At 55.5% G+C, this 15,798-nt stretch carries 9 protein-coding genes; 3 read left to right on the top strand and 6 right to left on the bottom strand.

From position 1 onward, the window contains the following. Positions 1 to 8 precede the first annotated feature (8 nt). The 6 genes from dmsA to lrp form a co-directional block, all read right to left on the bottom strand. Positions 9 to 2,453: a dimethylsulfoxide reductase subunit A gene (dmsA, locus tag HYQ67_RS06845; protein WP_202302688.1), complete on the bottom strand. Its 2,445-nt coding sequence runs from the start codon at positions 2,451 to 2,453 to the stop codon at positions 9 to 11. 356 nt (positions 2,454 to 2,809) lie between these two features. After that, entirely contained in the window at positions 2,810 to 4,102 is a 1,293-nt protein-coding gene (gene serS, locus HYQ67_RS06850) for a serine--tRNA ligase (protein ID WP_202302690.1), read from the bottom strand. 93 nt (positions 4,103 to 4,195) lie between these two features. Continuing rightward, on the bottom strand, positions 4,196 to 5,542 hold the full coding sequence (locus HYQ67_RS06855; RefSeq protein ID WP_202302691.1) for an AAA family ATPase: 1,347 nt from the start codon (positions 5,540 to 5,542) through the stop codon (positions 4,196 to 4,198). Positions 5,543 to 5,550: 8 nt separating this feature from the next. Further along, complete coding sequence (gene lolA / locus HYQ67_RS06860; RefSeq protein ID WP_202302693.1) at positions 5,551 to 6,162, bottom strand: outer membrane lipoprotein periplasmic chaperone LolA; 612 nt, start codon at positions 6,160 to 6,162, stop codon at positions 5,551 to 5,553. Between the two features lie 163 nt (positions 6,163 to 6,325). Beyond that, a complete protein-coding gene (locus HYQ67_RS06865; protein WP_202302695.1) occupies positions 6,326 to 10,036 on the bottom strand; it encodes a DNA translocase FtsK 4TM domain-containing protein in 3,711 nt (1,236 codons plus the stop codon). A gap of 122 nt (positions 10,037 to 10,158) precedes the next feature. Next, a complete protein-coding gene (lrp, locus tag HYQ67_RS06870) occupies positions 10,159 to 10,653 on the bottom strand; it encodes a leucine-responsive transcriptional regulator Lrp (RefSeq protein WP_002439523.1) in 495 nt (164 codons plus the stop codon). 500 nt (positions 10,654 to 11,153) lie between these two features. Between lrp and trxB the strand changes: the two genes are divergently transcribed. From trxB to cydC, 3 genes are all read left to right on the top strand, one after another. Beyond that, positions 11,154 to 12,119, top strand: coding sequence for a thioredoxin-disulfide reductase (gene trxB / locus HYQ67_RS06875; RefSeq protein ID WP_202302697.1), 966 nt, complete (start codon positions 11,154 to 11,156; stop codon positions 12,117 to 12,119). A gap of 184 nt (positions 12,120 to 12,303) precedes the next feature. After that, positions 12,304 to 14,070 carry a heme ABC transporter permease/ATP-binding protein CydD gene (cydD, locus tag HYQ67_RS06880; RefSeq protein WP_202302699.1) on the top strand — a complete coding sequence of 589 codons (1,767 nt, stop codon included), beginning with the start codon at positions 12,304 to 12,306 and terminating at the stop codon, positions 14,068 to 14,070. Continuing rightward, positions 14,070 to 15,791 carry a heme ABC transporter ATP-binding protein/permease CydC gene (gene cydC, locus HYQ67_RS06885; RefSeq protein ID WP_202302700.1) on the top strand — a complete coding sequence of 574 codons (1,722 nt, stop codon included), beginning with the start codon at positions 14,070 to 14,072 and terminating at the stop codon, positions 15,789 to 15,791. Before cydD ends, cydC begins: the two co-directional genes overlap by 1 nt. Positions 15,792 to 15,798: the final 7 nt, after the last annotated feature.

The following is a 15,798-nucleotide window of genomic DNA, read 5'->3' on the forward strand; positions in this document are numbered from 1 at the left end:
GCTACTCCTTACGCCTTCTCGACCTGAACCAGGTTGCTGTGGGATGGGTTACCTTTCGCCAGCGGAGACGGACGTTGGGTGGTTAACACGTTGATACTGCCCGCATGGTCAATTTTGTTTGCATCCGGGTTGTACCAGGCCCCTTCCCCCAGCGCGACGACGCCAGGAATGATACGAGGAGTGACTTTGGCATTAATGCGCACTTCGCCGCGACCGTTGAAGATACGAACGACGTCGCCATTAGCAATGCCACGCTTTTGCGCGTCGATAGGGTTGATCCACATTTCCTGACGGCAAGCGGCCTTCAGCACTTCAACGTTGCCGTAAGTGGAGTGAGCACGAGCCTTATAGTGGAAGCCTGTCAGCTGCAGCGGCCACTTTTCCGCCAGCGGATCGCCGAAGTTTTCAAATCCAGCGCTGTAGACCGGCAGCGGATCGATGACGTCCCCCTCCGACAGTTGCCAGGTCGCGGCGATATCAGCCAGCTGAGTGGAGTAGATTTCGATTTTGCCTGATGGCGTAGTCAACGGGTTAGCCGCTGGATCTTCGCGGAACGCTTTGTAAGCCACGTGGTGCCCTTCCGGGTCACGTTGCTTAAAGATGCCCTGCTGCTGGAACTCTTCGAAGCTCGGCAGGTCTGGAATCGCTTCCTGAGACTGCTTGTACAGGTGGCGCATCCAGCCTTCCTGAGTGCGGCCTTCGGTAAACTGCTGCTCAACGCCCATGCGTTTTGCAAGCTCGGTGGTCATCTCATAAATGGTTTTGCATTCGAAGCGGGGCTTAATGGCCTGCCCGGCAAAAATCACGTAGGACATGTTGCCGCAGGAGGCATCCAGACAGAAGTCCATCTGCTCAGACGCGGTGCAGTCCGGCAGCAGGATATCGGCGTACTTCGCCGAGGAGGTCATGTGGTTATCGATAACCACAATCATCTCGCACTTCTTGTCGTCCTGCAGGATATCGTGGGTGCGGTTGATTTCGGAATGCTGGTTAATCAGGCAGTTGCTGGCGTAGTTCCAGACCATCTTGATGGGTACATCGAGCTTGTCCTTGCCGCGCACGCCGTCACGGGTAGCGGTCATTTCCGGGCCACGCTCAATAGCATCCGTCCAAAGGAACATTGAAATACTGGTTTTCACCGGGTTTTCAAGGGTTGGCATGCGCACGAACGGCAGATCGTAAGAGCCTTCACGCGCCCCGCTGTTGCCGCCGTTGATCCCTACGTTGCCGGTCAGAATGGACAGCATGGCGATAGCACGAGAAACCAGCTCGCCGTTGGAGTGGCGCTGCGGCCCCCAACCCTGGCTGATGAATGCAGGTTTGGTGCTGCCGATTTCTCGGGCCAGCTGAACGATGCGGTCGACGGGGATGCCGGTAATCTGCGAAGCCCATTGCGGGGTTTTGGCGATGCCGTCAGCACCCTGGCCCAGAATGTAGGCTTTATAATGACCGTTAGCCGGCGCACCAGCAGGCAGCGTTTTTTCGTCGTAGCCAACGCAGTATTTATCCAGGAATGGCTGGTCGACCAAGTTTTCATCGATCATTACCCATGCTAACGCTGAGATCAGCGCCGCATCGGTACCCGGACGGATAGGGATCCACTCATCCTCACGGCCGGCACCGGTATCGGTGTAGCGCGGGTCGATGATGATCATGCGGGCATTGGATTTTTCGCGAGCCTGCTCGAGATAGTAAGTCACCCCACCACCGCTCATGCGAGTTTCACCGGGGTTATTACCGAACAGCACAACCAGTTTACTGTTTTCAATATCCGACGGGCTATTGCCGTCTGCCCAACCGCCGTAGGTGTAGTTCAGACCAGCGGCAATCTGCGCGGTAGAATAGTCACCGTAGTGATTCAGATACCCCCCCACGCAGTTCATCATGCGGGCAATAAGCGAGGAGCCTGGCGGCCAGGAGCGGGTCATCGTCCCCCCCAGCGTACCGGTGCCGTAGTTCAGGTAAATCGCTTCGTTGCCGTACTCTTTGATAATGCCCTTCATGCTCGCGGCGAGAGTATCAAAAGCCTCTTCCCAGCTAATACGCTCGAACTTTCCTTCCCCTCGGGCACCAACGCGCTTCATCGGGTATTTCAGGCGGTCTGCGTTATAGACGCGACGACGCATGGAGCGGCCACGCAAACAGGCGCGCACCTGGTGCAACCCTTCGTAGTCATCATCACCGGTGTTGTCGGTTTCCACGTATTTAATTTCACCATCAACCACGTGCATACGCAGCGGGCAACGGCTGCCGCAGTTAACGGTACAGGCGCTCCATACCACTTTTTCAGTACCGCTGACGGTTCCGGCAGGTGTTTGGGCGAAAGCCATACGAGAGAAAGGCAGAGAGAAGGCGCTGCTCGCTGCAGCCAGCCCACCGATAGCCGTGGTTGTCACCAGCTTACGGCGGCTTACCTCTGCGGCGAGGATCGCGTTAGGGGTTTTATCAGTCATGATGACCTACTTTTTATGCTCACAGTTAAAATAAGCTGACAGCACGACCACAGGGTGAGAACGGCCTGCGGCTCCGTTGCAGCCAAAGAGAGAAAGGAGTGTCGGAAAATTTAGAGTTATGCTGATTGGCCTGCCGCGTCACATCATGTAAATCACGACGGCCAAATGATAAGTATCTTGAATAAGTAATTATAAAATCATCACCCACTTTCTGGCGGCAATGATACTTCCTTAGGGGTAGAGGTTATTGTCTGGCGTCAAAGAAGGAGGATTATCTGCGGTATTGAGGAGAATCGGGGCGTAAAAAAAGCGCCCTGAGGCGCTTTTTTCATTCAACGTATAGTCTGAATGAATGTTTAGCCAATAAAGTCTAGCCCGTTCATGTACGGACGCAGCGCTTCTGGCACTTCGATACGGCCATCTGCCTGCTGGTAGTTTTCCAGCACTGCAACCAGCGTACGGCCCACCGCCAGGCCGGAGCCATTCAGGGTGTGTACCAGACGAGTCTTCTTATCGGCTTTGCTGCGGCAGCGAGCCTGGAGACGGCGCGCCTGGAAATCCCAGCAGTTGGAGATTGAAGAGATTTCGCGGTAGGTATCCTGCGCCGGCAACCAGACTTCCAGATCGTAGGTTTTACGAGCGCCAAAGCCGATATCGCCGCTGCACAGCAGGACTTTACGATAAGGCAGACCCAGCAGCTGCAGCACTTTCTCAGCGTGACCGGTCATCTCTTCCAGCGCGTCCATAGAATCTTCGGGACGAACGATCTGCACCATCTCAACTTTGTCGAACTGGTGCTGACGGATCAAACCACGGGTATCACGACCGTAAGACCCCGCCTCGGAGCGGAAACACGGCGTATGTGCGGTTAGCTTCATCGGCAGAGCATCTTCGTCGATGATCTCGTCACGCATCAGGTTGGTCAGCGGGACTTCTGCAGTTGGGATCAGCGCATAGTTACTGGCATCCGCTTCTTCTTCCAGCGGACGGGTATGGAACAGATCGCCACCGAATTTTGGCAGCTGGCCTGTGCCGTACAGCGTGTCCTGGTTCACCAGATACGGTACGTAGTTTTCCATATAGCCGTGCTGCTCGGTGTGCAGATCGAGCATGAACTGGCTCAGGGCACGGTGCATACGAGCAATTTGGCCTTGCATCACAACAAAGCGAGAACCGGTCAGCTTAACCGCCGCGGCAAAATCCAGGCCTTTAGCCATCTCGCCCAGCGTCACGTGATCGCGAATCTCAAAATCAAATTTACGCGGCTCGCCCCAGCGGCTGATTTCAACGTTCTCACTGTCGTCTTTGCCCAACGGTACGCAGTCGTCCGGGATGTTCGGCAGCGTCAGGGCGATATCACGGATCTCAGCCAGCAGCGCATCAAGTTCGGTTTTCGCTGCATCCAGCTCCTCACCCAGCTTGTTCACTTCCAGACGCAACGGCTCGATGTCTTCCCCACGCGCTTTGGCCTGGCCGATGGATTTCGATCGCGAGTTACGCTCAGCCTGCAAGTTTTCAGTGTTGACCTGCAGTACTTTACGACGCTCTTCTAAAGAGCGCAGCGTTTCTACATCCAGCTTGAAGCCTCGGCGTGCCAGTTTTTCAGCGACTGCGTCTGGCTCTGTACGCAGCAGATTGGGATCGAGCATGCTTATCCTGTGCTTATCGAATTAAATGAAGGGGATGCGGTCACAGCCTGCAACCGCATTGATAGTCTTGCTAACCTTACCGCAACGCCTGCATTAGCGGTAGCGTTTTATGGGGCTTTTCTGATCCTGTTCAGCAAGCCAGGCGAGCTTTTCACCTATCTTGCCCTCAAGACCTCTGTTTGTTGGGGAATAATAGCGTGTTTGTGCCATTTCCTCCGGAAAGAAGACTTCTCCGGCAGCGTAGGCGTTGGGTTCGTCATGGGCGTAGCGATATTCCTGACCGTAACCCATTTCTTTCATCAGTTTGGTTGGCGCATTGCGAAGATGGACCGGTACATCATAATCCGGACGTTCTCGGGCATCTGCCATTGCGGCCTTAAAGGCGGTGTAGACGGCGTTACTTTTTGGGGCACAGGCCAGGTAAACAATAGCCTGAGCAATGGCCCGCTCGCCTTCTGCCGGGCCAACGCGTGTAAAACAATCCCACGCTGATATGGCTACCTGCATACCACGCGGATCGGCATTGCCCACATCTTCCGAAGCAATGGCGAGTAAACGGCGCGCGACATACAGCGGATCGCCGCCTGCGGTAATGATCCTCGCATACCAGTAAAGCGCCGCATCTGGCGAAGAGCCTCGCACTGACTTGTGCAACGCGGAAATCAGGTCGTAAAAGCGGTCGCCTTTATTATCGAAACGGGCGCTGCGTTCACCGGCAATTTCGGTGAGCAGCGTGGTCTGCAAAACTCGTTTGCCTTTGGCGTCCGTCTCCACCATGTCCGCCATCATTTCCAGCGTGTTCAGCGCGCGGCGGGCATCACCGTTAACCAGCTCAGCGATGGCTTTACGGGTTTCGCCAGGTAAGACCAAATCAGTCTGCTTACCGTAGCCGCGATCGCTGTCTTTCATTGCCTGATCCAGCACCTGCTCGATATCTTCAACGGTGAGGGATTTCAGTAAATAAACACGGGCGCGGGACAGCAGTGCCGAGTTCAGCTCAAAAGAGGGGTTTTCTGTCGTTGCACCGATAAAGGTGATAGTGCCATCTTCAATGTGCGGCAGAAACGCATCCTGCTGGCTTTTATTGAAACGATGGACTTCGTCGACGAAGAGAATGGTGCGGCGGCCTGCGTTACGGTTCTGGCGGGCGCGTTCTATGGCCTCGCGAATCTCTTTCACACCCGAGGTGACCGCTGAAATTCTTTCTATATCGGCATTTGCATAGCGACCAATCACTTCGGCAAGCGTGGTTTTACCGGTGCCGGGTGGCCCCCATAAAATCATTGAATGAAGGTGCCCTGCTTCGATCGCCCGAGGCAAAGGCTTGCCGGACGCCAGAAGATGCTGCTGGCCGATATACTGCGCCAGATTCTCTGGCCGCATGCGAGCGGCCAGAGGCTGGAAGGTGTTATCAGAAAAATCGAGCGACAGATTGCCCACTCAGACCTCTACTTACGCTGGTCATCCACCGTCACGCCTTTTGGCGGGGTGAACGTAAACTTGCTCATATCTGACGCGCCGTTTTGCTGCGTTTTGAGCGCATAGCTGCTGCGCTGTTCGTCCTGCTCTACGGCGCTGAACTGATGAATCGTCCCGTCGCGTCCCACGTTAATGGTGAACTGCTTGAGGTTGCCGGCGCTGGTTTTCGGCGTCAGCACAAAGTCATCACCGTTTTGTTTGATGTTGTACTGCTGCCAGTCACTGGTCTGGTTACGGGCGATCAGCATGAACGGCGTGTTGCTGGTCGCGTCTTTCAGCCAGGTCGCACTGACCTGCTCAACAAACGGGTTATAAAACCATAAGGTTTTACCGTCGGACACCAGGATGCTTTCGTCCGGCTGGGTCATATGCCAGTTGAACAGATTCGGGCGCTTGACCCACAGGTCGCCCTGGCCTTCCTGCACCGCAGCACCGCTGCCGTCGGTGACTTTTTGAGTGAAGCTGGCGTGGAAGCTGCTCACTTTATCCAGACGGCCTTTCAGGTCGCCTGCGGCATCCGCCCACACGCTGGTGGCAGCAAAGGTAGTTAACAAAGCACAGGCAATGACGATCTTTTTCATTATTATTCCTCTGGATTCATTTGCCGCCGCGCGGTGGCGCGATGGCGCTTCTATTGTCCACTCTAGTGCAGAGCGAAAGCGGAACAACAGAAGAAAAAGCTGATTTTTCGGCAATTTACCCTTCTTTGCATAAAAGCCGCGGCGGCGGCTTTTATGCTGGTCATCACTCGAACGGCGGTGGTGCCAGCACTTCGCGGTTACCGTTATGTCCCTGCGGACTGACGATCCCCTGAGCCTCCATTTGCTCAACGATACGCGCCGCTCGGTTATAGCCGATACGGAACTGACGCTGCACGCCGGAAATTGACGCTTTACGTTTCTCAACGACAAAGGCCACGGCCTGGTCAAACAGCGGGTCCAGCTCTTCGTCGCCATCCAGTCCCCCCCCTGCGCCACCTTCGCTTTCGCTATCGGAGGTGATGCCAGAGATGTACTGCGGACGACCACGCGCTTTCCAGTCCTGAACCACCGAGTGAACTTCCTGGTCGCGAACAAACGCGCCATGGACGCGCACAGGCGTAGTGGAGTTCGGGCCAGAATAGAGCATATCACCCATGCCGAGCAGTGATTCCGCGCCGCCCTGGTCAAGGATGGTACGGGAGTCGATTTTGCTCGATACGGTAAAGGCGATACGCGTTGGGATGTTCGCTTTAATCAGACCGGTGATAACATCAACGGATGGACGCTGAGTAGCAAGTACAAGGTGGATCCCCGCCGCACGCGCCTTCTGGGCCAGACGAGCAATCAGCTCTTCCACTTTTTTACCGACGGTCATCATCAGGTCGGCAAATTCATCCACCAGCACCACGATGTACGGCAGCTTCTCAAGCATTGGATGAGAAACATCCATGCTGTCACCCGGCTTCCAGAACGGGTCTGGAATTGGACGCCCCATGCGTTCGGCTTCCAGCACGCGTTCGTTATAGCCTGCAAGGTTACGTACGCCGAGCGCGGACATTAATTTGTAGCGGCGTTCCATCTCGTTGACGCTCCAGCGCAGGGCGTTGGCGGCGTCTTTCATGTCGGTGACCACTTCGGTCAACAGGTGAGGAATGCCTTCATAGACCGACAGCTCGAGCATTTTCGGGTCGATCATGATGAACTTCACTTCTTCCGGCGTAGCCTTGTACAGAATACTGAGGATCATCGCATTCACGCCAACGGACTTACCGGAACCGGTAGTACCCGCCACCAGCAGGTGAGGCATTTTAGCCAGATCGGCCACCACGGACTCGCCACCGATGTCTTTACCCAGAACGACCGTCAGCGGCGATGTGCTTTCGCGGAATTTCGCGCAGTCGAGCACCTCACGTAAATACACGGTCTGGCGTTTTTTATTTGGCAGCTCCAGGCCAACGTACGGTTTGCCTGGGATCACTTCAACAACGCGCACCGCCACGGTAGACAATGAACGGGCAAGGTCGCGGGACAGGTTAGAGATACGCGCGGCCTTGACGCCAGGGGCTAAATCCAGTTCGAAACGGGTAATCACCGGGCCTGGTGAGTAATCGACTACGTCTGCTTTAATGCGATAATCCGCCAGACGTGCTTCAACTAAACGAGCCATCTGCTCCAGCGCGAAGGTATCTATTGGTTCCACCTCTTCAGGAGGAGAGGTCAGCAGATCCAGCGACGGCAGCGGCGTGGTTGGTTTTTGCAGCGGACGATCGTCACCGTTACGCATCAGGAATGGGTGAATCAGGCTTTCCTGAGGCGGTGGCGCAGCAGGCTGCGGCGGCTGGTATGCAGGTTGTGCCGGAGCGGCCTGATACTGCTGCTGAGGCGGTTGCTGAGCATAGTTCTGATGGGCCGCTGGCTGTACCGGAGCCGGCTCATCTACTACGCTCGGGGTGAACAACGGCTCGCTTGGGCCATCATCCACCAGCGCTTTCATCGGTGAGAAATCAAAATCATCCAGCGAAAACGGTGCGCTGGCAGGCGGAGGCGTCTGCTCGTAACGCTGCTGCTGCTGAGCGGCAAACTGGCGCGCCAGCTCAGCTTGTTCTGCTGCATCTTCGTCTTCCTGCGAAGGCCGTTCCGCTTCGTATTCCTGACCATAACGCTGCTGTTGCTGGGCAGAGAACTGGCGCGCCAGCTCATGTTGTTCCAGCTCGTCGGCGTTACCGTCCTCGTAGTCGTCGTAGCCACCGTTCTGGCGACGCTCTTCTTCACGCGCCGCCTGCTCTTCCGCCATACGTTGTGAAGGAAGCTTGATACCGTAAGAAGCCAGCTCTCGACGGGTTGGTACACGCACGCGATTAGGACGAGGCAGCTGTGGGCCAATCCCCTCTTTCACCTGCGTGCGAGGTGCATCGCTGGCAATACCGAATACCGGTGTGAACGCGGCTGCCGTCGCTGCAACCTTCGCAGCTTCCTGAACTCCTGGCGCAGCAGCAGACATATCCGGCGTCGGCATGCCCTGTGGGATAACAGGGTTAGCAGCCGGAGCCGCTGGAGTTATTGATGGCCGCTCGTAGGGATCGGGCTTGGGTTCATGAACCGGTTGATACCAGGCAGCCAGCTGTTCGCGCTCACGGGCACGCTGGGCTTCCACTTCTTCAAAGTGGTAAAGCGGTGGCCGCGAAGGTTTTATTTCTTCAACTGGTTCAGGCTGATACTGCGGCACAGCTTCCGCTTCCGCGGTTTCTGGCGCTGACCAATGGCTGGTGACTTCCTGTGGAAGCTGCTGTTCCGCCTGGCGCGGCGGCGTATAGCTTTCTGGGGCCGGAGCGATAACAGGTTCCGGCGTCACCGTTGTTGGCGCAGGCTCCCAGGCTATGGCCGGGCTGGCCTCAGTTTCTGGAGAAGGTGTCTGCACAGCAGGCATGGGGGCTGTTGGAATGGCCGGGCCAGCATACGCCTGATTGGCCATTGTCGCAGCGGCAGCCGCCGCAACAGGCTCAGCGATGGAATAACCGCTTAATAACGGATCGTACTCTTCATCTTCCGGCAGCGTCGCTTTGTTCCCCGAGAACAATACATCGTTCGCGTCGGCTTCTACGCCACGGGCGCTGAAGAGAACGTCGTCTTCGTCATCCATGCGTTTACCGGAGAACAACGCAGCATCCGTTTGGCGTGCGTTAGGATTAGCGAATTTCTCAGAGATGCGCTGCTTGCGGGCAAGGGCACCGCGCAGAATACGAGCACGACGAGACTCACGTTTCTCCATTGCTGGTTCGTGTTCCTCCTCAAGCTCATCTTCATCGTCATGTTCTTCGTCGTAGTCGTATTCGTCTTCCTGCCAGGTGTTATCCCGACGGGTACGGTTGCTGGCGAAGGTCAGTACAGTGAGCACGGCGCTGCCGATTTTTTCAGCAATACCCACCCACGACCAACCGGTGAACAGAGTCAAACCCGCCGCCCAGACACACAGCAATGCGATCGTTCCGCCGCTACTGTTGAGCAGCGGCATCATCGCGGTGCTCAACAGGCTCCCGATTACCCCGCCGGAGGCGAAGTACCAGATATCATCGGCATTAATAGAGGCCAGCCCACAGGAGGTCAGCACCATGGCCAGCACGCCGATCAGACGCAGGGAGACGGCGAAGTAATCAATGTAATCTTCGCTTCCTCTTTGCTGCCATGTGAACCAACAGCCGCCGATGATTATCACCGGTATGGTATAGGCCATGACGCCAAAGATGAATAACAGCGTATCGGCAAGCCACGCTCCAGGGGCACCACCTAAATTGTGGATAGGTTCATGCCACGCCGTTTGTGACCAACTCGGATCGGACGGGTTGAAGCTCAGTAAGGCTGCCATCAGGTAGACGGCAAAAATGGCAACAAGGATCAGCAACGCCTCGAGTAAACGGCGCCCGCTGCTGAGTTTCCTCAATGTAACTTCTTTATCTTCGGTATATTCCTGGCTCAAGTAAGACTCTCCAGGTCCTTATCTTTCATGGAAAACAACAGTGCCGGGACAATCCCGGCACTGAAGCTGTATGGATTACCAGGAGTGTAACCAAAATGCGTGGATTTTGCACCTGGCCCGTATTAACGGGTCTTAATAACCAGACGATTACTCTGTTTGACCTCTTCCATCACCACATAGGTACGGGTGTCATTCACACCTGGCAGTCGCAGCAGGGTTTCGCCTAATAGTTTACGATAGGCCGACATATCGGGTACGCGGGTTTTCAACAGGTAGTCGAAATCGCCGGATACCAGGTGACACTCTTGAATTTCTTCAAGTTTCTGTACAGCAGAGTTAAATTGTTCAAACACATCCGGCGCGCCGCGATTCAGAGTAATCTCAACAAAAACCAGAAGTGATGCATCCAGATAATGCGGGTTCAACAGCGCCGTATAGCCCTGAATAAAACCCTGTCGTTCCAGACGACGTACGCGCTCAAGGCACGGCGTCGGTGAAAGCCCAACACGCTTCGAAAGCTCGACGTTTGAAATTCGCCCATCCTTTTGCAGCTCGTTGAGAATATTGCGATCGATGCGGTCGAGATCTTTGCCAGGGCGCTTCTTGCTATCTACCATTATTATTGTCTCTCTCTATTCCTTCCATCACCTGCCATAACCCTGGTAACGTCACTGTTCCGGGAGTACGTGAGAAGACCGGTGCCCACAGGCTGCTATCGACATCACGCATGGCGTCTGTCCACGCCATGCGTAGATTTCAATAGCCCGGTTAATGCATCGGGTATGCGTGACAATGTAGTAGCATCACACCAAATGTTTTTCCTTCCTCGAATGTTTTCGCAAATGCTTAGGGGATTGTCAAAGCAAAACATCTATTTTTAGTGGAACGTGCCAGTTAAAACCGTTACTTGACGATTATTCATCACTTTACCTCCGTGACTAATCCTGTTCATTTTGTGAGTATTTATGCGGTTTTAGCGACATTTTAGCGCGCTGATTGCCGCCAGCTATTGCACATATCGTTAACACTATTCACCAACAGGGCCGTTGCACCTTTTTTTAGCTCGCCAAATTCCCTACAATCCTCCGATTGTCAGCAAACGTTCAATGAGGAACTCATGAGCACGACTAAACACAGTAAGTTGCTTATTCTGGGCTCCGGCCCTGCGGGCTACACCGCAGCGGTCTATGCGGCTCGCGCCAACCTGAACCCGGTGTTGATCACCGGCATGGAAAAAGGTGGTCAGCTCACCACCACAACCGAAGTTGAAAACTGGCCGGGCGACCCGCACGATTTAACGGGTCCGCTGTTGATGGAACGCATGCACGAGCACGCGGCCAAATTTGAGACCGAAATCATCATCGACCACATCAATAGCGTCGATTTGCAGAGCCGCCCTTTCCGTCTGACTGGCGACAGCGTCGAATACACCTGTGACGCATTAATTATCGCCACTGGCGCCTCAGCACGTTATCTGGGACTGCCATCGGAAGAAGCCTTTAAAGGACGCGGCGTCTCTGCGTGCGCGACCTGCGATGGCTTCTTCTACCGTAATCAGAAAGTTGCGGTGATTGGCGGCGGTAATACAGCAGTGGAAGAAGCTCTTTACCTGGCAAACATTGCCGCTGAAGTTCACCTTATCCACCGCCGTGATACCTTCCGTGCGGAAAAAATCCTCATCAACCGTTTGATGGAAAAAGTGAAGAACGGCAACATCGTGCTGCACACCGACAAAACGCTGGATGAAGTGACCGGCGACCAGATGGGCGTCAGCGGCCTGCGCCTGCGCGATACGCACAACACGGATCGCACTGAAGAGCTGGAAGTTGCCGGCCTGTTTGTTGCTATCGGCCACAGCCCGAACACGGCGATTTTTGCCGGTCAGCTGGAGCTGGAGAATGGCTACATCAAAGTTCAGTCCGGTAGCCACGGCAACGCGACGCAAACCAGCATTCCTGGTGTCTTCGCCGCAGGCGACGTCATGGACCACATCTACCGCCAGGCCATCACCTCTGCCGGTACTGGCTGTATGGCCGCACTGGACGCCGAGCGTTATCTGGACGGTCTGGCCGAGAAAAAATAAGTATCAGGGTAGAGTCACTTAGCTTTTTCCACCCTCTGCTCCGTCTGGAGGATAGCGCACCGCTTCCTCCAGACATTTCCTGACAGTTCTCCTTGCCCCTGAGCCTCGCCTTTCTTCTCTTCGCGTTGTAACATGCCAGCAAAATTTGCCTGATAATTCCATTATCTACCTGCACTGGCACGCCATGAATAAAACCCGTCAACAAGAACTCAATCGCTGGCTCAAGCAGCAAAGTATTATTTCACGCCGCTGGCTTGGCCTTTCACGTATTTTAGGACTGGTAAGCGGTCTGCTGATTGTTGCGCAGGCCTGGATACTGGCGCGCCTGCTCGACCATATGATCATGGAAAATATTCCACGTGAGGCTCTGTTACTGCCGTTTATTATGCTCGTGCTGATTTTTATTTTGCGTGCGTGGCTGGTCTGGTTACGCGAAAAGGTCGGTTTTCACGCAGGGCAGCATATTCGCCATGAGATCCGCCGAAAGGTGCTGGATCGCCTGCATAAAGCTGGCCCGGCCTGGATACAGGGTAAACCTGTCGGCAGCTGGGCAACGCTGGTTCTCGAACAGATCGAAGATATGCATGATTACTACGCTCGCTATCTGCCGCAAATGTCTCTGGCGGTCATGATTCCCGTGCTGATACTCATCGCTATTTTCCCTGTCAACTGGGCTGCTGCTCTGATTTTGCTCGGCACGGCACCGCTGATCCCGCTCTTTATGGCGATGGTCGGGATGGGCGCTGCTGATGCTAACCGTCGTAACTTCCAGGCGCTGGCCCGGTTGAGTGGGCACTTCCTCGATCGGCTGCGCGGCATGGAGACACTTCGCCTGTTCAACCGTGGTGCGGCAGAAACAGAAAGCATTCGCCGCGCCTCGCAGGATTTCCGCCAGCGCACAATGGAAGTGTTGCGCCTCGCCTTTCTTTCCTCCGGCGTACTGGAGTTCTTTGCTTCTTTATCCATTGCGTTAGTCGCAGTCTATTTTGGCTTCTCCTATCTGGGCGAGCTGAATTTTGGCCATTACGGCGCCGGCGTCACGCTGTTCGCCGGTTTCCTGACGCTTATCCTCGCCCCTGAGTTTTTCCTCCCGCTACGCGATTTAGGCACGTTTTATCACGCCAAAGCGCAAGCGGTAGGTGCTGCTGACAGCCTGATAACCTTTATGGAATCGCCCCTACAGCGCAAAGAAGAAGGCACCGTGCAGTTGGCCGGTGGCGTGCCTTACGTCATTGAAGCACGCAACCTGACCCTTCTTTCCGCCGAAGGCCAACCGCTTGCCGGACCGTTGAACTTCACGCTGTCTGCCGGGCAGCGCGTTGTGCTGGTCGGACAAAGTGGCGCAGGCAAAAGCTCATTGCTTAATGTTCTCTCTGGCTTCTTGCCCTACGAAGGAGAACTAAAGGTTAATGGCACCGAACTGGCCCAGCTGGATCCGGTCTGGTGGCGCGAGCAGTTAAGCTGGGTTGGTCAAAATCCACAGCTTCCAGCCGGTACGCTGCGCGAAAACGTTCTTCTCGCAGCCCCTGACGCTGGGGATATCGCCCTAAACCGCGTGCTGGAAAAGGCGTCCGTCAGTGAGTTTTTACCTCTGTTACCGCAAGGGATAGATACGCCACTGGGCGATCAGTCTGCCCGGCTGTCGGTAGGCCAGGCACAGCGTGTGGCCGTGGCCCGTGCTCTGCTGGTGCCTGGCGCATTATTGCTTCTGGATGAACCCGCTGCGAGCCTGGATGCCCACAGTGAGCAACGCGTCATGGAAGCGCTGGGTGAGGCATCCCGCCAGCAAACGACAGTGATGGTTACCCACCAGCTTGATTATATAACCGACTGGGACTGCATCTGGGTCATGCGCAACGGCACCATTGTCCAGCAAGGTGATTTTGCTTCGCTTGCCGCTCAGGACGGTCCGTTTGCCGAATTACTGGCTAACCGCAAGGAGGAGATCTGATGCGCGCCCTGCTTCCCTATCTGGCACTTTATCGCCGCCATTTCTGGCTGCTTTCGCTGGGCGTTGTACTTGCCATCGTGACGCTTCTGGCCAGTATCGGTCTGTTGACGCTTTCCGGCTGGTTCCTGTCCGCCTCTGCCGTCGTGGGCGTGGTCGGAATTTACAGTTTTAACTATATGCTGCCTGCGGCGGGGGTGCGCGGTGCCGCGATTACCCGTACTGCCGGACGCTACTTCGAGCGGCTGGTCAGCCACGACGCGACATTCCGCGTGCTGCAGCATCTTCGTGTCTCGACGTTCAGCAAATTGCTTCCCCTCTCCCCTGCCGGGCTTGCCCGTTTTCGTCAGGGCGAGTTACTCAATCGTCTGGTTGCCGACGTCGATACGCTCGATCATCTCTACCTGCGAGTGATTTCGCCGCTGGTGGGAGCCTTCGTCGTTATTATTGTGGTGACGTTTGGCCTGAGCTTTATTGATATACCGCTGGCGCTGACGCTGGGTGCTATTTTGCTGGCAACCCTGGTTGTGCTGCCGCCGCTGTTCTATTTTGCCGGTAAAAAAGCCGGAGAGGCCCTCACCGTTCAGCGCGGTCAGTACCGCCAGCAGCTGACGGCTTGGTTGCAGGGTCATGCCGAGCTAACCATTTTCGGTGCTGCTAAACGCTACCGTGCGCAGCTGGACAGTACAGAATACCAGTGGCAAGCAGCACAGCGCCGTCAGTCCGAGCTAACCGCGCTTTCACAGGCTGTAATGCTGTTGATTGGTGGCCTGGCGGTGGTTGTCATGCTGTGGATGGCGGCACAGGACGTTGGGGGGAATACGACACCGGGCGCGCTCATCGCACTGTTTGTCTTCTGTGCGCTGGCTGCATTTGAAGCCCTTGCCCCTGTGACTGGCGCTTTCCAGCATCTTGGGCAGGTTATCGCTTCGGCCTTACGCGTCACGCAAATCACCAGCCAGCAACCTCAGGTCGTTTTCCCAACCGCGGCTTCAGAAAAACTGACTCAGGTATCGCTGACTATGGATAAGGTGAGCTTTAGCTATCCAGACCAGCAGCAGACGGCATTAAAAGAGATTTCGTTGTCGATTCCTGCAGGCCAGCACATTGCCATTCTTGGACGTACGGGCTGCGGAAAATCCACTTTATTGCAGTTATTAACCCGAGCCTGGGATCCTCAGCAAGGGGCAGTCTGTCTAAACGGTACACCATTAAGTGAGCTTGACGAGACTACCCTGCGCGCCGCGACCAGCGTTGTGCCACAGCGTGTTCATCTGTTCAGCGCAACATTACGTGACAACCTGCTGCTGGCTGCACCTCAGGCAACGGACGTCGAGCTCAGCACGATGCTTGAGCGCGTAGGGCTAGAGAAACTTTTGATTGATGCCGGGCTGAATAACTGGCTGGGTGAAGGGGGCCGGCAGCTTTCCGGGGGGGAGCTTCGTCGCCTCGCCATCGCTCGTGCATTGCTGCACGATGCCCCACTGATGCTGCTTGATGAACCAACCGAAGGGCTGGATGCCGAAACAGAACGTCAGATCCTTGATCTACTTGCAGAAGTCACCGCCGGAAAAACGGTGCTGATGGTCACCCACCGTCTACGCGGACTCGCCCGTTTTGGCAGCATAATAGTGATGGACAACAGCCAGATTATTGAGCAAGGTACTCACGCAGAGCTGATGGCGACAAGGGGCCGCTATTACCAGTTTCATCAACGTTTGTAACGTGGGT

This window comes from Dryocola clanedunensis subsp. sulfonylureivorans, from assembly GCF_016756775.1.
Classification (GTDB): domain Bacteria; phylum Pseudomonadota; class Gammaproteobacteria; order Enterobacterales; family Enterobacteriaceae; genus Dryocola; species Dryocola clanedunensis.